We start from the raw sequence: 23,666 nt of genomic DNA on the forward strand, positions 1-23,666 counted from the left end.
GCCCTACGACACCACGCCCGCGATCCTCAACGCCCTGTCAACTTGCTGCTGACCTCGTGAAACACGACTTTGCCGGGGCCCTGCCTTCAGGACCTCGACGTGGCCGAAGTTCTTGTGCACGTTCAGGAATTTCACGTCCGACATCAGCGCTGGGCCTTTCCGAGCAGGAGGGCGTTGCCCTTGGAATACTTCTTTTCCAGACGTGTCTGCGCCAGGGTCAGGATGGAGGTCAGCAGGATGTACCAGATGCTGGCGACGATCAGCAAAGGAATCTGTTGCAGGTTCTGTGCGTAAATCTGCTGGGTGTTATACAACAGGTCCCCCACACCGATGACAATGACCAGAGAGGTGGTTTTCAGCATCGAAATGACTTCATTGCCCACCGGGGGGATGATCACTTTCATGGCCTGCGGAATGACCACGAAGCGCAGCGTGTGCAGCTGGCTGAAGCCCATGGAGCGTGATGCCTCCGATTGTCCGGCCGGGACACTGAGCAGCCCGGCCCGCACGATCTCGGCCATGTAGGCGCCCTCGTTCAGCCCAGGGCCCAAAATTGCGGCACCAAACAGCGAGATAACGTCGTTGGTGTTCCACTCGACAAAGGTGGGTCCCCAGGGGATGCCAAGCCCGATTTTCGGAAACAGGACGGCAGAAAAGCCCCAGAACAGCAGCTGGACCAGAAGCGGTGTCCCCCGGAAGAACCAAATGTAGGCCCCGGACACTCCGCGCAGCAGCCAGTTGTCCGACATCCGCATCACCGCCACCACCAGGCCGACGACGAAGCCGATCACCATGGCGATCACGGTCAGTTCCAGCGTTATCAGCAGCCCGCCGAGAATCCGGGTGTCCAGGAAGTACTTTCCCACCGTGACCCAGCCGAAGCCCGGGTTGGTGATCAGGGTCCACACGCCATAGACGATGGCAAACAGCACGACGACGACGGCGACGATCTGCCCGGGGCGCCGGCGGCGGAGCACCGGCTTGGTGGTCAGGGCCAGAAAGTCGTGCCCGACGTCCGGTTGGCTGAGCAATTGGCGGTCGTTCATTTAGCCCTCCACCGCGGGGTTGATCTGTGCCGTTTTCACGGCGGACGGCGTCAGATTCCAGGCGGCCATGATCTTGCCGTAGGTGCCGTCGTCGATCAGTGACTGGATGGCGGCCTGGAACGCCTTCGCCAGCTCGCCGTCACCCTTGGCCATCGCGACACCGGCCAGCGACGGCTCGACCAGGATCGAACCGATCTGGGCAAACGCGTCGGGCTGGATCTGTGAATAGTAGGCGGTGAGGGCGTTGTCCGCCAGCATCGCCTGGGCGCGGTTGGAGGCGATGGATTGGTTCGCGCTGTCCTGCTGGGGCAGCAGCAGCGGGGTGATGGCCGCCTTGCCGGCGTCGGTGCACTGCTTTTCGAAGTTCGGCAGGACGGTGAGGGCCTGGGTTGTCCCTGTTTGCGCGGTCACCGTCTTGCCGCACAGATCGAGCACCGTGTGGTAGCTGCCCTCGTTGCCCTTCTTCACCATCACCGATGTTCCGCCCTGCATGAAGCTGACCATGTCCACCACGGCCGTCCGCTTGGGGGTGATGGAGAAGGCGGCCCAGGAGGCGTCATAGCGCTTGGACTGGATCCCGGCGAGGATGCCGTTGAAGTCGCCCTTGGTGATGTCGATCTTGATGCCCATCTTGTTGGCCACCGCCAGTGCCATGTCCGGTTCCAGGCCGATGATCTTGCCGGTGTTGTCAGTGAAGTCGATCGGCGCGTACGTCGGGTCCGTCACCAGTTGCATGCTGCCCTTGGACTTCATGTCGGCGGGCAGCAGGTCCTGGACCTTGGTGTCGGACTTCACCGCCTCGGCCGCCTGGTGGCCACCCTCCCCCAGCGCCGGCTTCGACGCCCCGGACGCGTTGGCCGCCGATGCCGGGGTCTCGGAATTGGTGCAGCCCGTAGAAGCAGCGATCAGCAGTGCAGAGACCGCTAAAAGGCAGGATTTGGTCAGCAGGGTGCTCTTGGTCATCGCGTCTCCAGTTGGCGAAGGATGGACTTGTAAAAATAATATGTGCAACTTATTATTTGTGTGACAGCCAACACTGTCAAGGGGTAGGTTCGAATGTGTCCAGTGCTCAAACATTTCTAGTGGAAGAGGGGAACCATGGAGACGAGGACCCGGAAGCGAACGCACGCCGTGACCGAAGAGGCGATTGCGGAGCGGCGCAAAACCATCGTCGCCCATGCCGCCGGGATCATCGCCCATGCGGGGGTGGAAGGCTGTTCCTTTGGTGCCGTCTCGGATTCCACCGGATTCAGCATCGGCATGATCCAGCACTACTTCCGCACCCGGGAGCGGCTGGTTCTGGCCACTGTTGAGTTCAGGACCAATGCGTCGGTTCAAGAGTGGCAGGGGCTCTATTCGGAAGGAACCAATGCCCTCGAGCGGTTGCACGATCTGCTGACCTTCGCCGTGGAGGGTGAAGCCACCTTCGAGGAGGCGTGGGGTTTCTGGGTCGAGGTTTACAGCGCCGCCCACAAGGACGACGGCATCCGCAGGCACGTTGCGGATGCGCTGCTGGCCTGGCGGGGCATCTTTGTGCAGACCCTGGAGGAAGCGGTGTCCGAAGGGCTGATCCACCCCTTCCACGATGCCGAGGCGCTGGCCACCCTGCTGCTGGCCGTCATCGACGGACTCGCCATCCAGACACTGAACGGCATCTACGACCACAGCCCGCAAACGATGATCGAAACACTACAGCGCTTCGCCGCCCACGAATTCGGGATCGACGAGGCCGACTTCGTGCACCGCAAACGAGGCAGCCGGCCCCCGGTGCCGTGAACAGTGCCGTGACAGGCGCCACCCCTTGGCCGTTGCGATCACCCCCGCCGCCCGAAAGAACGCCGCACCGCCAAACGATCCGAAGGACACCATGAGTATCATCACCGAATCCCTGCACACGGCCCGCTTCGCGGACCGGGCCGACGGGTACCACCCCTCGCCGGTCCGTGAGGTCTTTGAGGTGTCCATGCGACCCAACATGATCTCCCTGGCCGGAGGCAACCCGGACCTCACCGGCCTGCCCTTGGACCGGATAGCGGAGATGGCGCGCCACATCATCAAGGACCGCGGCGAGGAGGCCCTGCAGTACGGATCCGGGGCCGGCACCCCGGAACTGCAGGAACTGGTCTGCCAGATCATGGCCCTGGAAGGGATTTCCGCCCAGCCGGAGAACGTGCAGATCACCTCCGGCTCCCAGATGGCACTGGAGCTGGTGACCAAACTCTTCTGCAACCCCGGGGACGTGGTCCTGGCCGAGGGACCCACCTACGTCGGGGCACTGGGCACCTTCGAAGGTCTCCAGGCGGACGTCGTGCAGGTGCCCATCGACGAGTTGGGGCTGATCCCGTCCGGGCTCCAGGACGCCATCGGGGCACTGAAGGCACAAGGCAGGACGATCAAGTTCCTCTACACCATCCCGAACTTCAACAACCCATCCGGCATTAGCCTGGCCGCAGAGCGCCGCCCGGAGATCGTCGCCATCTGCCGCACCGAGGGAATCGCCATCGTGGAGGACAACCCCTACGGCTTGCTGAGCTTCGACGGCTCGGCTCAGGCTGCCCTGCATTCCCTGGACCCGGACAACGTCTTCTATCTGGGCTCGTTCTCCAAGATCTTCTCCCCCGGCCTGCGGATCGGCTGGGTCCTCGCGCCCACCGAGGTGCGCAAACGCCTCCAGCTCGCCGCCGAAGCCACCACCATTTGCCCGTCGGTGCTCAGCCAGATGCTGGTGCAGAGCTATATCTCCGGGTTCGACTGGCGCGCCCACGTCCGGGATGCCTGCTCCACCTACGCCCGCAGGTGTGCCGCCGTGATGGATGCACTGGAAGTCCATATGCCGCAGGGGTCCAGCTGGACCAGGCCTGCAGGCGGGTTCTTCACCTGGGTCGCCCTTCCCGCTGGGCGGTCCGTGGATGCGCTGCTGCAGCCGGCGATCGACGCCGGCGTGGTCTTCGTCCCCGGCAGCGCCTTCTTCGCCGAACCGGCGGGTGCAAACCTACTGCGGGTGGCCTTCTCCTTCGAGACCGAGAAAACGCTGGTGGAGGGTATCCGCCGGCTCGGTGCCGCGGCAGCGGCATTGCCGCCCGCCCCGTCATCATCCAAAGGAGAAGACCTTGCGTAAGCTGACCACCTTTGAAAGCCGCCCGTACGGGCACCGCCTCACCGTCGTCACGGCGGAGACGATCCACACCATGGATCCGGCCCGGCCGACGGCCGAGGCCTTCCTGCTGGCCGGCCCCGAAATCGCTGTGGTCGGAAGCCTGGACACCTGCCGTGCCGCAGCCGCGGCCCTGGGTGGCCCGGAGCCTGACGTGCGGGACTTCGGCGCCGTGACGATTGTGCCCGGGTTCATCGACGCGCACGCCCACCCGCTGATGCTCGGGCAGATGATGAGCTGGGTGGATTGCGGGCCGGCCAAGGCCGCCGGCATCCCCGAGATCGTGGCACTGCTCAAGGCAGCGGCCGAGCGGATCCCGAACGGCCTTCCCGTGCGCGGCTACGGCTACGAGCACCGCAACCTGGTCGAGGGCCGCCATCCCACCCGGTTTGAGCTGGATGGCGTGGCGACGGACCGGGAGGTCTATCTGATGAACGCCTCCGGCCACGGCGGTGTGGTGAACTCCTTCACGTTCGATTTGCACGGTATTTCCCGCGACACGCCTAACCCCCGGGGCGGCGAGTTTTTCCGTGACCAGGCAGGGGAGCTGACGGGCGAGCTCTCCGATGCCGCCTGCAACATCCTGACCGGCCTTGAGGGCGTGAAGATCGGCCATCATGGTCCCAACTTCCACCTCGCCGACGAGCCGGAGGAGCACCTGCGCCAGCTCGGGGTGGCGCAGGAGAACTTCCTGGCCGGCGGGGTCACCGGCATCGGGGACGCCCAGGTGTCGCGGCGCGAATTCGACATGTACCTGCAGCTGGCGGCGAAGAACCAGCTCAAGGTCCGCGTCAGCATGTACCTGCTCTCACACCTGCTCGACGACGCCCTGGACATGGGCCTGCATGGCCAGTTCGGCAACGCGCGCCTGAGTTTTGCCGGGATCAAGTTCTACGCCGACGGCACCCTGGGCGGCTGGACGGCCTACTTCCCGGACGGCTATGTGGGGGACCCCTGCCGCACGGGCCAGCTCTACCACGAGCCCGCCGCGTACAAGGAGCTCATCCGCAAGGCGCATGCCGTTGGCCTGCAGACCGCAACCCATGCCCAGTCGCCCACCGCGCTGGAAATGGTCATCGACGCGATCGAATCGGCCCAGGCCGCGCGGCCGGATGCCGATGCCCGGCACCGGATTGAACACTGCGGGCTGCCCACGCCCGGGCAGATACGGCGGATGGCCGTCGCCGGCATCTACCCGGTCAATCAGCCGCAGCACTACTACAACTGGGGTGAGGGCGTCACCGCCGCGATTGGAACGCCGGGGGAGCGTTTCAACCCGCTCGGCGAATTCGTCGAAGCCGGGGTGCCGGTCACGATCAGCTCGGATGCGCCGGTGGCGGCTCCCCGCCCCCTGAAAGCCATCCAGGCCGCCGTGACCCGGGTGACCCGCAGCGGACGCCGCCTGGGCGCGGACAGTCTGCGCATCACGGCACGGACCGCGTTGGAAGCCCACACCATCAACGCGGCCACGGCGCTGGGCCGCGAGGACGACCTCGGCTCCCTGGCACCCGGCAAGCGCGCGGATTTCGCCGTCCTTGGTCGGGATCCCCTGGCCTGCGAGCCCCAGCACATCGCGGCCATCGACGTGCTCGAAACCTGGGTTGACGGCGTCTGCCAGTACACCGCGGACACCGCCCGACGGACCCCCCGTCCGACCTTGACCCCGTGACTTCCTGACAGGAGAACCGCTGTGCAGACCCATCTGACAGAATCCCCAACCACGTCGCCCGCCGCACCCATCGAGGACAATGCCGGCTACGCCATCCTCAAAACGCTCCGAAACTACGGCGTGGATGCGATCTTCGGCATCCCGGGCACCCACAACCTGGAGTTCTACCGGCATCTGGTACCGCTGGGAATCCGGCCGGTGACCACCCGCCACGAGCAGGGCGCCGGCTACGGCGCCGACGGCTGGGCCCAACAGACCGGACTGCCCGGCGTCGTCATCACCACCTCCGGCCCCGGCCTGCTCAACGCCCTCTCTGCGGCGGGCACCGCGTATTGCGAGTCCCGCCCGCTGATCATCCTCTCCCCCGGCGTTCCCGAGGGGGAGGAATTCGCGGACATCGGATCGCTGCACGAGACGAAGGATTCGACGGCGGCGGCGGGTGCCATTGTCGAGTGGAGCCGCCGGGTCCATTCGGCCACGGAGGCCGTCCACGCCGTCCATGACGCCTTCGACATGTTCCGCTACGGGCGTCCGCGCCCGGTCCACATCGAAGTGCCGCTGAACGTCCTCGAAGGCCCCTCGGACTGCCCGGAGGACCTGCTCGAGGCCAAACCCGTCCGCGCCGGGCAAGCCGCCGTCCCCGCCGCGCTGGCGGAACTGCTGCAGGCACCGGTCGTCACCACGCTCAACGGCAAGGGCGCCCTGCCCGAAAGCCACCCGCTGTCGCTGGGCTCCGACATCCGGTTGCCCGCGGCCCAGGACCTCTGCAACGACGCCGACGTGCTGCTCATCATCGGCTCCAAGGTGGGCGAGTCCGAGCTGTGGGGCGGACGCCTCACCCCGCGCGGATCGGTGGTGCGCGCCGACATTCTCCCGTCCCAGGCCCACAAGAACGTGCGCTCGGACGTGGCGCTCATCGGTGACGCCGCCGTCGTCGTACCGCAACTTGTCACCGCGCTCGGCCCGTTGGACCGCACCAAGGCCGACGTCGGATCCGTCCGCGACAGCCTTCGCCGGCAGGCATGGGCCTTGTCGCCCGGGCTGAGCCGCATCGCCGACGCTGCGGCGTCGGTGCTGCCGGCCGGCACCATCGTGGGCGGCGATTCCTCCCAGATCACCTACCTGGGCACCGCGTCCTTCATTCCACAGGACCTCCCCCACTCGCTGCTCTACACGCCCGCGTACGCAACCTTGGGCTACGGGCTGCCGGCATCCATTGGCGCCAAGATCGCCGCCCCGGACCGCCCGGTCGTGTGCATCCTGGGTGACGGCGCGCTCATGTTCGCCGTGCAGGAGCTCATCACCGCCGTCGAACAGCGTCTCGACCTCGTCGTCGTGTGCGTCGACAACGGCGGCTACGCGGAAATCCGCGCCAACGAGGCCGACCGCGGCATCGCCCCCGTGGGCGTGGACCTGGCGCAGCCCGACTGGGCCGCCCTGGCCACGGCGTTCGGCGGCACCGGCCACGAGGTGGCAGGCGCCGCGGATTTTGCGCCGACGCTCAAGAAGGCCATGCACAGCCGGGGGCTGCAGCTGTTGCACGTGCCGGTCGGCCTATTCGACGCCGCCATCTCCCCTGAAACGACGACCTAGGAACGCGACATGAGCATCAGCACACCCGGGAGCGCCGGTGACACACCATCGGCCACCCACCACGTGCAGAGCACCCACGACAGAGAACCGACGACGGCGGCGACCCACCTTTGGAAGGTGGGTCGCCGCCGTCGTGCGTTGGGAAAGCTCTGCGTTGGGAGGGATCCTAGCCCATCAGGGGCGAGCCGATGAACGGGTCGACGGCCAGGGCCAGGAACAGCAGCGTCAGGTACGTGATGGAGCCGTGGAACACCATCATGGCGCCCTTCTTGGTCACCTCGTCGCGGCGGGCGGTGTTGTACAGCTTGTGCGCCTCGAACAGGAACCAGGCGCCGGCCACGACGGCGACGGCCGTGTACACGATGCCGGCGTGGCCGAGCGGGACCAGCAGCAGCGAACAGGCGATCATGGCCCACGAATACAGCACGACCTGCTGGGCGACCTTCTGCGACCCGGCCACGGCGCCGAGCATGGGCACGTTGGCGGCGTTGTAGTCGTCGCTGTAGCGCATCGACAGCGGCCAGTAGTGCGGCGGCGTCCACAGGAAGATGATCATGAACAGGACGACGGCGGGCCATTCGACCGTGTTCGTCACGGCCGCCCACGCGATCAGCACCGGCATGCAGCCGGCCGCCCCGCCCCACACGATGTTCTGCGACGTGCGGCGCTTGAGGATCAGCGAATACACGACCACGTACAGGAAGATGGCGACGGCGCCGAGGACGGCCGTCAGCGGGTTGGCCAGCCACAGGATGGCCACCGAGAGAACCGTCAACACCCACGAGAAGACCAGGGCCTCGCGCGGGGTGAGGACACCCGTGACCAGGGGCCGGTTGGACGTGCGGTGCATGACTTTGTCGATGTCCCGGTCGATGTAGCAGTTGAACGCGCCCGAGGCTCCCGCGGCCAACGCGCCGCCGACCATCGTGACAACCATCAGCCACACCGACGGCAGGCCCCGCTGGGCGAAGAACATGGTCGGCAGCGTGGTGACGAGCAGCAATTCCACGACCCGGGGCTTGGTCAGGGCCAGATACCCCTTGGCCTTGGCGGAGAACCCCAGCGCCCCCCCGGGAAGGGAGGACCCGGGGTCGGCTCCGGCGATCGGGATATGCGTTGCGCTCACGTGGAAAGTCACCATGTTCTAGTCGTTGGGGGTTCTAGTCGTTGGGTCCGTGCCGGCGGGCCAGTCGCCGACGTGCGAGTGTCCGGACAAGCCCGCTCAATATCATACCCGGCCACGGTCGAAGGGGCATGTCGGGACATTCGTCAAGCCCCCGTCCCAACCTGGCGGAAAATTGATCAAGTGTTCACGCACGTGACGGCAATGTGAATGGCCTGCTCCCCCGTCGTTTCGCGGCGCCCAAGGGGTTGGGGACTAAGCTGGCAAGGAGAGCCAGACGCCCAGATTCAGGCACCCGACGAGAGGGACCCCCAAAGTGTCACAATCGGATTCAACGTTCTTCACCTGGACCGACGAGGACCGGCGCGCCGTTGACACGGTTCGCGTGTTGGCCGCCGACGCCGTCGAGAAGGTTGGCAACGGCCACCCCGGCACGGCCATGTCGTTGGCCCCCGCCGCCTACCTCTTGTTCCAGAAGCTCATGCGCATCGATCCGTCCGACCCGGAGTGGGCCGGACGTGACCGCTTCATCCTCTCCCCCGGGCACACGTCGCTGACGTTGTACATCCAGCTGTTCCTGTCGGGGTACGGCCTGGAGCTCTCCGACCTGGAAGCGCTGCGCACGTGGGGCTCGCTGACCCCCGGACACCCGGAGTACAAGCACACCAAGGGCGTGGAGATCACCACCGGCCCGCTCGGGCAGGGCCTGGCGTCCGCCGTCGGCTTCGCCTACTCGCAGCGGCGCATGCGCGGGCTCATGGATCCCGACGCCGCCCCCGGCACCAGCCCCTTCGACCACACCGTCTGGGTCATCGCCTCCGACGGCGACCTGCAGGAAGGCGTGACGAGCGAGGCGTCGTCGCTGGCCGGCCACCAGGAGCTGGGCAACATGGTGGTGCTGTACGACTCGAACCACATCTCGATCGAGGACGACACGAACATCGCCTTCTCCGAGGACGTGCTGGAACGCTACGAGGCGTACGGCTGGCACGTGCAGCGGGTCGACTGGACGAAGACGGGCGAATACGTCGAGGACGTGGCCGAACTGTACACGGCGCTGAAGGCGGCCCAGGCGGAGACGTCCAAGCCCTCGATCATCTCGCTGCGCACCATCATCGGCTACCCGTCCCCGAAGAAGCAGAACACCGGCGCCATCCACGGCTCCGCGCTGGGCGCCACCGAGGTCGCCGGACTGAAGGAGGCGCTCGGTTTCGACCCGGGGAAACACTTCGCCGTCGACCCCGCCGTGCTTGCCCACGCCCGCAAGGTCGTCGAGCGCGGCGCCGCGGCGCACGCCGACTGGGACCGCGACCTGGCGGCCTGGAAGAACGCCAACCCGGATACCGCCGCCCTGTTCGACCGCATCTCCAAGCGCGAACTGCCGGCCGGTTGGGAGAAGTCGCTGCCCGAGTTCGAGGCCGGCAAGGCCGTGTCCACGCGCGTCGCCTCCGGCAAGGTGCTCAACGCCGTCGGCCCCGAACTGCCCGAACTGTGGGGCGGCTCGTGCGATCTGGCCGGGTCCAACAACACGACCATCGAGGGCTTCGGCTCGTTCGTCCCGGCCGGCAAGCAGACCGACACATGGTCCGGCGGACCCTACGGCCGAGTGCTGCACTTCGGCATCCGCGAGCACGCGGCCGCGGCCATCGTCAACGGCATCCACCTGGGCGGCCCCACCCGCGCCTACTCCGGCACGTTCCTGATCTTCAGCGACTACCAGCGTCCGGCCATCCGGCTCTCCGCCCTCATGGGCGTGCGGTCCGTGTACGTGTGGACGCACGACTCCATCGGCCTGGGCGAGGACGGCCCCACCCACCAGCCGGTGGAGCAGCTCGCCTCGCTGCGCGCCATCCCGCACCTCGACGTGGTCCGCCCCGGCGACGCCAACGAGGTGTCCGCCGCGTGGAAGGCGATCCTGGAGATCACCGACCACCCGGCCGGCATCGTGCTGACCCGCCAGAACATCCCGACCTACGCCCGCGGCGACGGCGCGGCCACGGTCACCGAGTTCGCCTCCACCGACGGCGTCGCCAAGGGCGGCTACGTGCTGGCCGAGGCCGTCGCCGGAGGACAGGTGGTGACCCCACAGGTCATCCTGCTCGCGACCGGCTCCGAGGTCCAGCTGGCCGTCGAGGCACGCGAGGCCCTGCAGGCGGAAGGCATCGCCACCCGCGTCGTGTCCATGCCGTGCGTGGAATGGTTCAACGCCCAGGATGCCGTCTACCGGGAATCCGTGCTGCCCGCCGCCGTCAGGGCGCGCGTGTCCGTGGAGGCCGGGCTGGCCCTGGGCTGGCGCGAGTTCGTCGGCGACGCCGGCCGCAGCGTGTCGCTGGAACACTTCGGCGCCTCCGCCGACTACAAACGCCTGTTCACCGAGTTCGGCATCACCGCCGAGGCCGTCACCGCCGCCGCCAAGGAGTCGCTGGCCGCTGCATCCGTCTAGCACCCCCGGCCTGCCGTCCGTTCCCGGACGGCAGGCCATGCACACCGCGGCCGGATCCGCCATGCGGGCACCGCCGCCCCACCAAGTCGAGGAGCATTCCATGAGTTCGCTTTCACCCACCGCCGCGTTGAGCGCCGCCGGCGTTTCCATCTGGCTCGACGACCTGTCCCGGGCCCGCCTGGCCTCCGGCAGCCTGGCCCGGCTGATCGCCGAAAAGAACGTCGTCGGCGTCACGACCAACCCGTCCATCTTCGAGGCCGCCATCACCAAGGGCGACGACTACAAGACGGAACTGGCCGACTACTCCGCGCACGGCGTCGACGCCGAACATGTCGTCTTTGAGATCACGACGGCGGATGTCGCCGCCGGCTGCGACCTGTTCGCCCCGATCGCCGCGGCCACCAAGGGCGTGGACGGCCGCGTCTCCATCGAGGTCGACCCGCGCAAGGCCTGGGACACCGAGGGAACCATCGCCGAGGCCAAGCGGTTGCACGCGAAGGTCGGCCGCGACAACGTCTTCATCAAGATCCCGGCCACGCTCGAGGGCCTGCCGGCCATCACGGCGACGCTGGGCGCGGGCATCAGCGTCAACGTCACGCTGATCTTCTCGCTCGAGCGCTACCGCGCCGTCATCAACGCGTTCATGGCCGGGCTGGAACAGGCCAAGGCCAACGGCCACGACCTGTCGACGATCCACTCGGTCGCCTCGTTCTTCGTCTCCCGCGTCGACACCGAAATCGACGCCCGCCTCGACGTCCTGGGCACGGATGAGGCCAAGGAGCTCAAGGGCCTGGCCGGACTGGCCAACGCACGGCTCGCCTACCAGGCGTTCGAGCAGCAGTTCGGCACCGAGCGCTGGGCGCTGCTGGCCGAGGCCGGCGCACTCCCGCAGCGCCCGCTGTGGGCCTCGACCGGTGTCAAGAACCCGGCCTACCCCGACACCCTCTACGTGACGGGCCTGGTCGCCACCAACGTGGTCAACACCATGCCGGAGAAGACCCTCAACGCCACGTTCGACCACGCCGAGGTCACCGGCGACACCATCACGGCCAGCTACACCGAGTCCAACGCCGTGCTGGACAAGCTCGAGGCGCTGGGCGTGTCCTACAACGACGTCGTGGCCACGCTCGAATCGGAGGGCCTGGACAAGTTCGTGGCCAGCTGGAAGGACCTGCTCGACCATGTGCAGGAGGCCCTGGACGCGGCCGGGGCGCGGGCGTGAGCGGGCTCGCGTTCCAGGCCACCGGCGCGGCGCTGGCCGCCGGTGAGCTGCACCTGGACACGCTCGTCGCCGACCGGTTCGCCTCGCGCCTGTTCGACAAGGACGCCACCCTGTGGGGCCCGGACGCCGAGTCCGAGTCGGCCATCCGGCTCGGCTGGGTCGAGGCGCCCGCCGTCTCCGCCCCGCTGGTCACCGAGATCGCGGCACTGCGGGCCGAGTTCGCGGCCGAGGGCGTCACGCACATCGTGCTGTGCGGCATGGGCGGGTCCTCGCTGGCCCCGGAGGTCATCACCGCAACGGCCGGCGTCGAACTGACCGTCCTGGACAGCACCGACCCGGAGCAGGTGCGTGCGGCCGTCACGGACCGGCTGGCGCGCACCGCCGTCGTCGTCTCCTCGAAGTCGGGGTCGACGCTGGAGACCGACTCGCAGCGGCGCATCTTCGAGCAGGAGTTCACCGCCGCGGGGATCGACGCCAAGGCGCGCATCGTCGTCGTCACCGACCCGGGCTCGCCGCTGGATGCGGCCGCGCGCGCGGCCGGGTACCGGAAGGTGTTCAACGCCGACCCGCACGTCGGCGGCCGGTACTCGGCCCTGACCGCGTTCGGGCTGGTCCCCTCCGGCCTGGCCGGTGCGGACATCCAGGCGCTGCTGGACGAGGCCGAGGAGGCCGCCGAGTTCCTGCGCGAGGATGCCGCGGACAACATCGGCCTCGCCCTGGGCGCGGCCCTGGGCGGCACCGCCCCGCTGCGCAACAAGATCGTGATCGTCGACGACGGCTCGGGCATCGTCGGGTTCGCCGACTGGGCCGAGCAGCTCATCGCCGAATCGACCGGCAAGCTGGGCACCGGCGTGCTGCCGGTCGTCGCCGGCCCGGCCGCGCCGGAGACGACCTCCGGTGCCGCCGACGTGCTCGTCGTGCGGCTCGTCGCCGCGGACGCCGAGATCGAGCCGGCCGCCAACGAGGTGGTCGTGTCCGGCGGCCTGGGCGGCCAGATGCTGCTGTGGGAGGTCGCGACGGCCGTGGCCGGGCGGCTGCTGGGCATCAACCCGTTCGACCAGCCCGACGTCGAGGCCGCGAAGGCCGCGGCGCGCGGCCTGCTGGACGAGACACCGGCCCCCACGGCGGCCGCGTTCACCGACGGGTCGATCGAGGTCCGCGGCGGCGACTGGCTGGGTGACGCGGCCACCGTCACGGAGGCACTGCGGGCGCTGCTCGCACATCTCGGCACCGACGGCTACCTCAGCGTCCAGGCCTACCTGGACCGGCTCACGCACGCGCCGCTGGCCGGCGTGCGCGACGACCTGGCCGCCACGACGGGTCGCCCCGTCACGTTCGGCTGGGGGCCGCGGTTCCTGCACTCGACGGGCCAATTCCACAAGGGCGGCCCGGCGATCGGCGTGTTCCTGCAGGTCACCGGCACACCCACGGAGGACCTGGCCATCCCGGACCGGCCGTTCACGTTCGGTGAGCTGATCGCGGCCCAGGCCGCCGGCGACGCGCAGGTGCTGGCCGGCCACGGCCGCCCCGTGCTGCGCCTGCACCTGGCCGACACGGCCGCCGGCGTCGCCCAACTCTCCGCCGCGGTGGCCGCCCTGGGCGTCCGCCCCAACGCGTAAGGAACGGTTGACGACGATGGCCGATTCTTTCCCCGGCAATCATGCCAACCCGCTCCGGGACAGCCGCGACCGCAGGCTGTCCCGGGTGGCGGGTCCGTCGTCGCTGGTGCTTTTCGGCGTCACCGGCGACCTGTCCCGCAAGAAACTCATGCCCGCCGTGTACGACCTGGCCAACCGGGGCCTGCTGCCGCCCAGCTTTGCCCTGGTCGGCTTCGCCCGGCGCCAGTGGGACGACGAGGACTTCGCCGCCGAGGTCAGGGCGTCGGTGATGGCGCACTGCCGCACCCCGTTCGACGAGACCGTGTGGCACCAGCTTTCCGAGGGCATCCGGTTCGTGCAGGGCGAGTTCGACGACGGCGACGCCTTCGAGCGCCTCAAGGACGTGCTCGCGAAACTGGACGAGCAGCGCGGCACGCGCGGCAACCACGCGTTCTACCTGTCGATCCCGCCGAAGGCGTTCGAGCTGGTCTGCCGCCAGCTCTCCGACCACGGCCTGGCCCAGTCCGTGGACGACAGCTGGCGGCGCGTGGTCATCGAGAAGCCGTTCGGCCACAACCTGGCGTCGGCGCGCAAGCTCAACGACATCGTCGAATCCGTGTTCCCGGCCGACTCGGTGTTCCGGATCGACCACTACCTGGGCAAGGAGACGGTCCAGAACATCCTGGCGCTGCGCTTCGCCAACCAGTTCTTCGAACCGCTGTGGAACGCCAACTACGTGGACCATGTGCAGATCACCATGGCCGAGGACATCGGCACGGGCGGCCGGGCCGGCTACTACGACGGCGTGGGCGCCGCCCGCGACGTCATCCAGAACCACCTGCTGCAGCTGGTGGCGCTGACGGCCATGGAGGAGCCCATCTCGTTCAACGCCCAGGACCTGCGCGCCGAGAAGGAAAAGGTGCTGGCCGCCGTGAAGCTGCCGGCGGACCTGTCCCGGCATTCGGCGCGCGGCCAGTTCCAGGGCGGCTGGCAGGGCGGGGAGCAGGTGCTCGGCTACCTCGAGGAGGAAGGCATCCCGGCCGACTCCACGACCGAGACGTACGCGGCCGTCCGGCTCGACATCCACACCCGGCGCTGGAGCGGCGTGCCGTTCTACCTGCGCGCCGGCAAGCGGCTGGGCCGGCGGGTGACGGAGATCGCCGTCGTGTTCAAACGCGCCCCCAACCTGCTGTTCACCGACCACGGCGAGGACGACTTCGGCCAGAACGCCGTGGTGATCCGCGTCCAGCCGGATGAGGGCGTGACGATCCGGTTCGGTTCCAAGGTCCCGGGCACGCAGATGGAGGTGCGCGACGTGACCATGGACTTCGGCTACGGGCACGCCTTCACCGAGTCCAGCCCGGAGGCCTATGAGCGGCTGGTCCTGGACGTCCTGCTGGGCGAGCCGCCCCTGTTCCCGCGCCACCAGGAGGTGGAACTGTCGTGGAAGATCCTTGACCCGTTCGAGGAGTTCTGGGCCGCCCAGGGCACCCAGCCGGAAGGCTATGCCCCCGGCAGCTGGGGCCCGGCGTCGGCCGACGATTTGTTGAAGCGAGACGGAAGGACGTGGCGGCGCCCGTGATAGTGGACCTACCCAACACCACCACCTCGAAGGTGACCAAGCGCATCGTGAAGTTGCGCGAACAGGGCGGCGTCGTCACCCTGGGCCGCGTGCTGACCCTGGTGGTCATCACGACGGACGGGCTGGAGGAGGACGCCATCGCGGCGGCCAACCTGGCCAGCCGGGAGCACCCGTGCCGGATCATCGTGCTCGCCCGGGGCAACCCGGAGGCCGCGACCCGCCTGGACGGACAGATCCGGGTGGGCGGGGACGCCGGCGCCTCAGAGGTCATCGTGTTGCGCGGCTACGGCGACCTGGCCGACGACAGCGAGTCGATCATCTCGGCACTGCTGCTGCCCGACGCCCCGATCGTGGCCTGGTGGCCGCACGGCATGCCGGCCGCGGCCAGCCGCAGCTCCATCGGCAGGATCGCGCACCGGCGCATCACGGACTCCGCCAACGAGGCGGACCCGGCGGCGGCACTGCGCCACATCGGCGCCACGTACGCGGCCGGCGACACCGACCTGGCGTGGACGCGGCTGACGAACTGGCGCATCCAGCTCGCCGCCGCACTCGACCAGCTCGAGGGCGACGACCCCATCGAGGCCCTGACCGTGGAGGGCGCCCCGGACTCCCCCAGCACGCTGTTGCTGGCCGCCTGGCTGCACAAGGCGCTCGGGGCACCCATCACGGTCATCGAGGACCCGGCCGGCACCGGCATCCGCCGCGTCGTCATGGCCCGTGCCAGCGGCAAGGTGGAGTTGTTCCGGCCCGGCACGGTCGAGGCCGTGCTGACCCAGCCGGGCCAGCCGGACCAGCGGATCTCGCTGCCGCGGCGGACCCTGCAGGACTGCCTGGCCGAGGAATTGCGCCGGCTGGATCCCGACGAGGTCTTCGGGGAGGTCATCACGGCCGGCCTGCGCCGGCTGTTCATCGACGAAGAGGTGGTCCGGTCATGACCGGCAACACGCGCATCACCATCCATCCCTCGTTCGACGTGCTGGCCGCCGCCACGGCCTCCCGGCTCATCACGCGCCTGCTGGATGTGCAGGGTGAGCGTGGCGAGGCGACCGTGGTGCTCACGGGCGGCAGCGTCGGCATCGCCGCGTTGTCGGCCGTGGCGCAGTCCCCGGCCCGGCTCGCCGTCGACTGGTCGAGGGTGAACTTCTGGTGGAGTGACGAGCGGTTCGTTGCCGCCGACTCGCCCGACCGGAACGCCGGCCAGGCGGCGGCCGCGCTGCTGGACCACGTGGACGTCGATCCTGCGCGCGTGCACGCCATGGCGGCCGCCGATGTGATCCCGGACCTGTCCGACGCCGTCTCCGACTATGCCGGCCGGCTCGCCGCCGCGGCGCGGCGCGAATGGGAAAACGACGACGACGCTCCCGGCGAGCAGGTGCCGGCCGTGCCGCGCTTCGACGTGCTGTTGCTCGGCATCGGACCGGACGCCCACATCGCGTCGCTGTTCCCCGAGATGGCCGGCATCCGGGCCGAGGGCGCGCCCGTGGTGGGCGTGACCGACTCGCCCAAGCCGCCGCCGTCGCGCGTCTCCCTGACGTTGGAGACCATCAACTCCGCCGAGGAGATCTGGCTCGTGGCGGCCGGCAGCGACAAGGCCGCCGCCGTGGGACTCGGGCTGGCCGGGGCAAACCCGGTCCAGGTGCCGGCGTCGGGGGCGCGCGGGCGGGTGAAGACGTTGTGGCTCATCGACCAGGACGCGGCCGCGGAACTGCCGGCGGACCTCATCCGGGGCGAGAAGGAGTAGCACGCCCAAACGGAACAGGGCCCGTCCCGGCATCCTGCCGGGACGGGCCCTCCACGGTGTACGTCTTGATCAGGAGTAGGTCATGATCAGGCCGAGTCCGACGATGACCAGGCCCCACACGACGCCCAACACCACGGTGAACCGGTTGAGGTTGCGTTCCGCCACGCCCGAGGAGCCCAGCGACGAGCTCATGCCGCCGCCGAACATGTCCGACAATCCGCCGCCACGGCCCTTGTGGAGCAGGATCAGCAGCGTCAGCAGCAAGCTGGTGATGCCAAGCAGGATCTGCAGGCTAATTTGGAGAACTTGCACGTACGGCCTTTCAGCGAAGGGGGTGTTGGAACGGGTCCGTTTTCGAGTCTAGCCGGTGACCAGGTGCTTTTCGAAGTTGGCGATGTTCGCGAATTCGCCCGCGTCCAGGCTGGCGCCCCCGACAAGGACGCCGTCCACGTCCCGCTCGGCGAGGATTGCGGCGGCGTTGGACGCCTTCACCGATCCACCATACAGCAGCCGCGTCCGCGCGGCCGTGTCGGCGCCGAACCGTTCGGCCAGCTCCGCGCGGATGGCGGCACTCATCTCCTGCGCGTCGGCCGGGCCGGCCACCTCGCCGGTGCCGATCGCCCAAACCGGTTCGTACGCGATGACCAGCTCCGCCGCCTGCTCCGCGGACAGCCCGGCGACGCCGGCGCGGACCTGTCCGAGCGTGTGCTCGACATGGTTGCCGGCCTGGCGCACCGCCAGGCCCTCGCCGGCGCACAGCACCGGGATCAGCCCGTGCCGGAACGCGGCGGCCACCTTCGCGGCCAGCAGTTCATCGGATTCGCCGTGGATGCTGCGCCGTTCGCTGTGGCCGATCAGCACGTAGCGGCAGCCCAGCTTGGCCAGGAACGCCCCGGAGATGTCGCCCGTGTAGGCGCCGGCATCCTGGTCGGACAGGTCCTGGGCGCCATAGACGAGCTTGAGCTTGTCACCGGCGACGAGCGTCTGGACGCCGCGGATGTCGGTGAACGGGGGGAACACGGCCACCTCGACACGGGTGAAATCGTGCCGGGCGTCGGACAGCGTCCACGCCAGCTTCTGCAGCAGCGTGATGCCCTGCACGTGGTCCATGTTCATCTTCCAGTTGCCGGCAATCAGCGGCGTGCGGTCGAACTGTCCGTTGGTCGAGGTCGTCATGGTTCTCTCTTGGTTGGCGTGCATCTGCAAAGAATGACGCGGGCCCGGCCGCGTTCGGCCGGGCCCGCGGAGGGTGCCGTGCGGCCGCTAGCGATCCAGCGCCGCCAGGCCGGGCAGCGTCTTGCCCTCGAGGAACTCGAGGCTGGCGCCGCCGCCGGTGGAGATGTGGCCGAACGCCGCATCGTCGAAACCGAGCGTGCGCACCGCGGCGGCGGAGTCACCGCCGCCGACGACGGTGAACCCGCCGTTGGCGGTGTTCTGCGCCAACGCCGCGGCCACCGCACGGGTGCCCTCGGCGAACGCGGGGAATTCGAACACGCCCATGGGGCCGTTCCAGAACACGGTGCCGGCACCCTTGACGGCGTCGGCGAACGCCGCCCCGGACAGCGGTCCGATGTCCAGGCCCAGCCCGGTCGCCCCGAAACGGCCGGCCTCGATCGCGTCGGCGGCCACCACCTCGTGCGCCGCGTCGGCGGCGAACGTGGCGGCCACGACGATGTCGGTGGGCAGCACGAACGTGGTGCCGGCCGCGGCCGCCCGGTCCAGGTAGTCCCGCACGACCGGGATCTGGTCGGTCTCCAACAAGGAGGCGCCGACGGGGTGGCCCTGCGCGGCCAGGAACGTGAACAGCATGCCCCCGCCCACCAGGATGGTGTCCGCCTTGCCGATCAGGTTGTCGATCACGGCCAGCTTGTCCGAGACCTTCGACCCGCCGAGGACCACCACGTACGGGCGGGCCGGCGTCCCGGTGAGCTTGCGCAACACCTCCAGCTCGGTCCGGACCAGGTCGCCCTGGTAGGACGGCAGCGCCTTGGCGATGTCGTACACGGACGCGTGCTTGCGGTGCACGGCACCGAAGGCGTCGTCCACGTACGCGCCCCGCCGCCCCGTCAGGGCGGCGAGCTCGGCGGCGAAAGCCGCACGGTCGCCGTCGTCCTTGCTGGTCTCCCGGGCGTCGAAGCGCACGTTCTCCAGCACCAGCACGGCGCCGTCGGCCAGCGCGGCGGCCTTGGCCCGCGCGTCCTCCCCCGTGGTGTCGGCGGCCCGCGTCACGGACAGCGCCGGGGCCAGCTCGGCCATCCGGGCGACCGCCGGGGCCAGTGAGTACCTCGGTTCCGGCGCGCCCTTCGGCCGGCCCAGGTGGGCGGCCACGAGCACACGGGCACCGGCGTCCGCCAGGGCCGTGATCACGGGCAGGGACGCCCGGATGCGGCCGTCGTCGGTCACGGTGGCGCCGTCGAGCGGCACGTTCAGATCGCTGCGGATCAGCACGTGCCGCCCACGGACACCTTCGGCGAGCAGGTCGCCCAGGGTGTGCAGGGTCATCTATCTTCTTTCTAGTTCAGCTTGCCTGCCACGAGCGTGGCCAGGTCGACGAGGCGGTTGGAGTAGCCCCACTCGTTGTCATACCAGGAGACGACCTTGACCTGGTTGCCGATGACCTTGGTCAGGCCCGAGTCGAAGATCGACGACGCCGGGTCGGCGACGATGTCGGAGGACACGATCGGGTCTTCCGTGTAGGTCAGGTACCCGGCCAGGGGGCCCTCCTCGGCGGCCGCCTTGTATGCGGCGTTGACTTCCGCCGCGGTGACCTCGCGGGACAGCGTGGCGGTCAGGTCGGTGGCGGAGCCGGTGGGCACGGGCACGCGGATCGCGAAGCCGTCCAGCTTGCCCTTCAGCTCGGGCAGGACCAGGCCGATCGCCTTGGCGGCGCCGGTGGAGGTGGGCACCATGTTCAGCGCGGCGGCGCGGGCACGGCGCAGGTCGCGGTGCGGGCCGTCCTGCAGGTTCTGGTCGGCCGTGTAGGCGTGGATGGTCGTCATCAGGCCGCGTTCGATGCCGAAGTTGTCGTTGAGCACCTTCGCCAGCGGGCCAAGGCAGTTGGTGGTGCAGGACGCGTTGGAGATGATGTGGTGTGCCGCCGCGTCGTACAGGCCGTCGTTGACGCCCATGACGACGGTGATGTCCTCGCCGCTGGCGGGGGCGGAGATGATGACCTTCTTCGCGCCGGCGTCGATGTGCTTCTGCGCGTCGGCGGCCTTCGTGAAGAAACCGGTGGACTCGATCACGATGTCCACGCCAAGCTTGGCCCAGGGCAGGTTGGCCGGATCGCGTTCGGCCAGTACCTCGATGGTGCGGCCGTCGACCACCAGGTGGCCCTCCTTGACGTCGACGCTCACGGACAGCCGGCCGTTGACGGAGTCATACTTGAGGAGGTGGGCCAGGGTCTCGGGGCTGGTCAGGTCGTTGACGGCGACGATCTCCAGGTCGGAGCCCTGGGCGAGGGCGGCGCGGAAGAAATTACGGCCGATGCGGCCGAAGCCGTTGATGCCAATGCGAGTTGTCACTTGTATCTCTCCTTGGTGCCCATGACGGGCACCGTAGTCCGGTTGGCTCCCACGGGGCCAACGCTGAAAGGTTCCCGCACGCCGTTGGGCAGAGATTGATGTGTTTGGTGGAACCCGATCGGCATTCGCCGCCCGGGCCCTCGCACCGTGACCTATATTACGTTCCCGGACGCCCGCACAGCCAGTGTGCCGTGCGGGCGTCCGAATGGTGGAACGAATACGTTCGCGCCGTTAAGGCAGCACCAGGGCGCTGGCACCCGCCCGGGCGGCGGCGAAGCGCTTGGCGACGTCGGCCCAGTTGACGATGTTCCAGAACGCCTTGACGTAGTCGGCCTTGACGTTGACGTAGTCCAGGTAGAAGGCGTGCTCCCACATGTCGAGCATGAGCAGCGGCGTGGTCGCGACCGGGACGTTGCCCTGCTGGTCGAACAGCTGCTCGATGAGGATGTTGCCGCCGATGCCCTCATAGGACAGCAGGGCCCAGCCGGAGCCCTGGATGCCCAGTGCGGCTGCCGTGAAGTGGGCGCGGAACGCGTCGAAGGAACCGAACGCGTCGTCGATGGCGGCGGCCAGCTCGCCTTCCGGCTTGTCGCCGCCCTCCGGGGACAGGTTGTTCCAGAAGATGGAGTGGTTGGTGTGTCCACCCAGGTTGAACGCGAGGTCCTTGGAGTGCTTGGCCACGTTGGCGAAGTCGTTCTTCTCCCGGGCCTCGGCCAGCTGGTCGAGCGCGGTGTTGGCGCCGGCGACATAGGCGGCGTGGTGCTTGTCGTGATGCAGTTCCATGATGCGGGCGGAAATGTTCGGCTCCAGGGCAGCATAGTCGTAGCTGAGCTCTGGAAGGGTGTACTTGGTCACGGTTCCTCCGTAGCAATTCGTGTGGACGGGCCCGGACGTGTCCGGGCCCGCTTCTACTCTTTCATACTAGGTGTCCGGGGCGCGGCCTTTCGCCGCGGCCCGTCACGTATCGAGCATGTCGAACGTGACGCTGGCCTCGGTGCCGGGGATGCCCTGCTCGGCGGCACGCTTGTCCGCCATGGCCAACAGCCGGCGGATCCGTCCGGCGATGGCGTCCTTGGTGAGGGGCGGGTCGGCCAGCCGGCCCAGTTCATCGAGGCTGGCCTGCTTGTGGGCCACGCGCAGTTCCCCGGCGTACTTCAGGTGGTCCGGGGCATCGTCGGCCAGGATTTCCAGGGCCCGCTCGACCCGGGCCCCGGCCGCCACCGCGGCCTGCGCGGAGCGGCGCAGGTTGGCGTCGTCGAAGTTGGCGAGCCGGTTGGCGGTGGCGCGGACCTCCTTGCGCATGCGCCGCTCCTCCCACGCCAGCAGCGTCTCGTGGGCTCCCATGCGGGTGAGCAGCGCGGCGATGGTGTCGCCGTCGCGGATGACCACGCGGTCGATGCCGCGCACCTCCCGGGCCTTGGCGGCGATGTCCAGCCGGCGTGCGGCGCCGACCAGGGCCAGCGCGGCCTCCGGCCCGGGGCAGGTGACCTCCAGGGCGGCCGAGCGGCCCGGTTCGGTCAGCGACCCGTGCGCCAGGAACGCCCCGCGCCACACGGCCTCGGCGTCTGCGGCCGAACCGTTGACGACGACGGACGGCAGCCCGCGCACGGGCCGCCCCCTGTTGTCGAGCAGGCCGGTCTGGCGGGCCAGCGCCTCGCCGTCGCGCACCACCCGCACCACGTACCGGTTGCCGCGACGCAGGCCCCCGCCGGACACGACGATGATGTCGGCCTGGTGCCCATAGATCTCGGCGATGGTCGCCCGCAGCCGGCGCGCCGTCGCGGCCAGGTCCACCTCGGCCTCGATGACGATGCGCCCGGAGATGATGTGCAGCCCGCCGGCGAAGCGCAGCAGCGTCGACACCTCGGCTTTGCGCACGGACGACTTCTTCGTGTCCAGCCTGGACAATTCCTCTTTGACTGCAGCCGTCAGCGCCATGGTCCCGCCTTTGTTGTCACGTTTAGATGTCCCCGAAAATGTCCCGGTACGCGGCCGCGAGCCGCAACGGGTCATGCACGGCCTTGCCGCCGAACCCACCAACCTTATCGAATACGACCTCGGCGCCGAGCATGCCGGCCGCCTTCTCGAATTCGGCCACGTCACCGATGCCGGCCGGGTCGGCCAGCACGACGTCGACCCCGAACTCCGGCGCATAGCGGGAAATGACGCGCAGGTGGTCGGCGGCGCTCATGCCGCGCGCCTCCTTGTCGTTGACGTCCAGGTTCATGGTCAGCAGCCGGCGGGCGGTGGTGCCGCACAGTGCCTGGCGCAGTTCCGGCAACAGCAGGTGCGGCAGCACCGACGTGTACCAGGAGCCGGGGCCCAGGACCACCCACTCGGCCTCCGCGATGGCCGTGACGGCCTCCGGGCAGGCCGGCGCGTGTTCGGGCAGCAGCCGGACGTTCTCCACCTCGCCGGCGACGGCCAAGGTCGACTGGCCCGTGATGGTACGCCGCACGTGCCCGCCGTTGCCGTCGGGCGAACGCACCTGTCCCTCGATGGTCAACGGCACGGCGGCCATGGGCAGCACGACGCCGCGCGCGCCCAGCAGGGCCCCCGCCCATTGCAGTCCGGCCACCGTGTCGCCGAGCAATTCCCACAACGTCACGATGAGCAGGTTGCCCATGGCGTGGTTGTCGAGTGAGCCGTCGGCGCCGGGCCGTGAGGCGAACCGGTGCTGCATGACATCGCGCCAGGTGCGGCCCCAATCGGTGTCGTCGCACAGTGCCGCCAGGGCCATGCGCAGGTCACCGGGCGGCAGGACGCCCAACTCGTCGCGCAGGCGGCCGGAGGAACCGCCGTCGTCCGCCACCGTCACGACGGCGGTGAGGTTGGAGGTGAGCAGGCGCAGCGCGGACAGGGACGCGGCCAGCCCGTGGCCGCCGCCCAGGGCGGTGACCCGGACGTCGGCGTCGCCGGAGGCCGGCAGCCCGGTTGCCGGGACCACCGGGAGGATGCCGGTGTACAC

Annotated in this window: 20 protein-coding genes; 10 read left to right on the top strand and 10 right to left on the bottom strand. The window is 69.0% G+C overall.

The features are described from left to right. Window positions 1–143 precede the first annotated feature (143 nt). A complete protein-coding gene (locus tag EJC77_RS09790) occupies window positions 144–1,046 on the bottom strand; it encodes an amino acid ABC transporter permease (RefSeq protein ID WP_125612088.1) in 903 nt (300 codons plus the stop codon). Further along, window positions 1,047–2,009, bottom strand: a complete 963-nt coding sequence (locus EJC77_RS09795) for an ABC transporter substrate-binding protein (RefSeq protein ID WP_164520376.1) — start codon at window positions 2,007–2,009, stop codon at window positions 1,047–1,049. A gap of 168 nt (window positions 2,010–2,177) precedes the next feature. Between EJC77_RS09795 and EJC77_RS09800 the strand changes: the two genes are divergently transcribed. From EJC77_RS09800 to EJC77_RS09815, 4 genes are all read left to right on the top strand, one after another. Continuing rightward, complete coding sequence (locus EJC77_RS09800) at window positions 2,178–2,822, top strand: TetR family transcriptional regulator C-terminal domain-containing protein (RefSeq protein ID WP_164520377.1); 645 nt, start codon at window positions 2,178–2,180, stop codon at window positions 2,820–2,822. 91 nt (window positions 2,823–2,913) lie between these two features. Continuing rightward, entirely contained in the window at window positions 2,914–4,164 is a 1,251-nt protein-coding gene (locus EJC77_RS09805; RefSeq protein WP_125612094.1) for an aminotransferase-like domain-containing protein, read from the top strand. Further along, on the top strand, window positions 4,157–5,869 hold the full coding sequence (locus EJC77_RS09810; RefSeq protein ID WP_240630058.1) for an amidohydrolase: 1,713 nt from the start codon (window positions 4,157–4,159) through the stop codon (window positions 5,867–5,869). Before EJC77_RS09805 ends, EJC77_RS09810 begins: the two co-directional genes overlap by 8 nt. A 21-nt stretch (window positions 5,870–5,890) precedes the next feature. Further along, window positions 5,891–7,462, top strand: a complete 1,572-nt coding sequence (locus EJC77_RS09815; protein WP_125612096.1) for a thiamine pyrophosphate-binding protein — start codon at window positions 5,891–5,893, stop codon at window positions 7,460–7,462. 166 nt (window positions 7,463–7,628) lie between these two features. On the opposite strand, the gene EJC77_RS09820 is transcribed toward EJC77_RS09815, so the two are convergent. After that, a complete protein-coding gene (locus EJC77_RS09820; protein ID WP_420820314.1) occupies window positions 7,629–8,600 on the bottom strand; it encodes a heme o synthase in 972 nt (323 codons plus the stop codon). A 301-nt stretch (window positions 8,601–8,901) separates the two neighbouring features. Between EJC77_RS09820 and tkt the strand changes: the two genes are divergently transcribed. From tkt to pgl, 6 genes are all read left to right on the top strand, one after another. After that, on the top strand, window positions 8,902–11,028 hold the full coding sequence (tkt, locus tag EJC77_RS09825) for a transketolase (RefSeq protein ID WP_125612100.1): 2,127 nt from the start codon (window positions 8,902–8,904) through the stop codon (window positions 11,026–11,028). 100 nt (window positions 11,029–11,128) lie between these two features. Further along, the gene (gene tal / locus EJC77_RS09830; RefSeq protein WP_125612102.1) at window positions 11,129–12,250 is read left to right on the top strand and encodes a transaldolase; all 1,122 of its coding nucleotides are present in this window, start codon (window positions 11,129–11,131) and stop codon (window positions 12,248–12,250) included. Continuing rightward, a complete protein-coding gene (locus tag EJC77_RS09835; protein ID WP_125612104.1) occupies window positions 12,247–13,869 on the top strand; it encodes a glucose-6-phosphate isomerase in 1,623 nt (540 codons plus the stop codon). Before tal ends, EJC77_RS09835 begins: the two co-directional genes overlap by 4 nt. A gap of 16 nt (window positions 13,870–13,885) precedes the next feature. Next, complete coding sequence (gene zwf / locus EJC77_RS09840; RefSeq protein ID WP_125612106.1) at window positions 13,886–15,430, top strand: glucose-6-phosphate dehydrogenase; 1,545 nt, start codon at window positions 13,886–13,888, stop codon at window positions 15,428–15,430. After that, entirely contained in the window at window positions 15,427–16,368 is a 942-nt protein-coding gene (locus EJC77_RS09845; RefSeq protein ID WP_125612108.1) for a glucose-6-phosphate dehydrogenase assembly protein OpcA, read from the top strand. Before zwf ends, EJC77_RS09845 begins: the two co-directional genes overlap by 4 nt. Continuing rightward, window positions 16,365–17,174: a 6-phosphogluconolactonase gene (pgl, locus tag EJC77_RS09850; RefSeq protein ID WP_125612110.1), complete on the top strand. Its 810-nt coding sequence runs from the start codon at window positions 16,365–16,367 to the stop codon at window positions 17,172–17,174. Before EJC77_RS09845 ends, pgl begins: the two co-directional genes overlap by 4 nt. A gap of 69 nt (window positions 17,175–17,243) precedes the next feature. On the opposite strand, the gene secG is transcribed toward pgl, so the two are convergent. From secG to EJC77_RS09885, 7 genes are all read right to left on the bottom strand, one after another. Continuing rightward, window positions 17,244–17,486 carry a preprotein translocase subunit SecG gene (secG, locus tag EJC77_RS09855; RefSeq protein ID WP_125612112.1) on the bottom strand — a complete coding sequence of 81 codons (243 nt, stop codon included), beginning with the start codon at window positions 17,484–17,486 and terminating at the stop codon, window positions 17,244–17,246. A gap of 48 nt (window positions 17,487–17,534) precedes the next feature. Then, complete coding sequence (tpiA, locus tag EJC77_RS09860) at window positions 17,535–18,350, bottom strand: triose-phosphate isomerase (protein WP_125612114.1); 816 nt, start codon at window positions 18,348–18,350, stop codon at window positions 17,535–17,537. An 87-nt stretch (window positions 18,351–18,437) separates the two neighbouring features. Further along, window positions 18,438–19,676, bottom strand: a complete 1,239-nt coding sequence (locus tag EJC77_RS09865; protein ID WP_125612116.1) for a phosphoglycerate kinase — start codon at window positions 19,674–19,676, stop codon at window positions 18,438–18,440. Window positions 19,677–19,687: 11 nt separating this feature from the next. Further along, the gene (gene gap, locus EJC77_RS09870; RefSeq protein WP_125612118.1) at window positions 19,688–20,698 is read right to left on the bottom strand and encodes a type I glyceraldehyde-3-phosphate dehydrogenase; all 1,011 of its coding nucleotides are present in this window, start codon (window positions 20,696–20,698) and stop codon (window positions 19,688–19,690) included. 231 nt (window positions 20,699–20,929) lie between these two features. Beyond that, complete coding sequence (locus EJC77_RS09875; RefSeq protein WP_125612120.1) at window positions 20,930–21,553, bottom strand: superoxide dismutase; 624 nt, start codon at window positions 21,551–21,553, stop codon at window positions 20,930–20,932. Between the two features lie 102 nt (window positions 21,554–21,655). Then, window positions 21,656–22,636 (bottom strand): DNA-binding protein WhiA, encoded by a 981-nt coding sequence (whiA, locus tag EJC77_RS09880; protein WP_125612122.1) that lies wholly within the window; start codon window positions 22,634–22,636, stop codon window positions 21,656–21,658. Window positions 22,637–22,658: 22 nt separating this feature from the next. Then, on the bottom strand, window positions 22,659–23,666 hold the full coding sequence (locus tag EJC77_RS09885) for a gluconeogenesis factor YvcK family protein (protein WP_125612124.1): 1,008 nt from the start codon (window positions 23,664–23,666) through the stop codon (window positions 22,659–22,661).

It is taken from the genome of Specibacter cremeus, assembly GCF_003946885.1.
GTDB classification, from domain to species: domain Bacteria; phylum Actinomycetota; class Actinomycetes; order Actinomycetales; family Micrococcaceae; genus Specibacter; species Specibacter cremeus.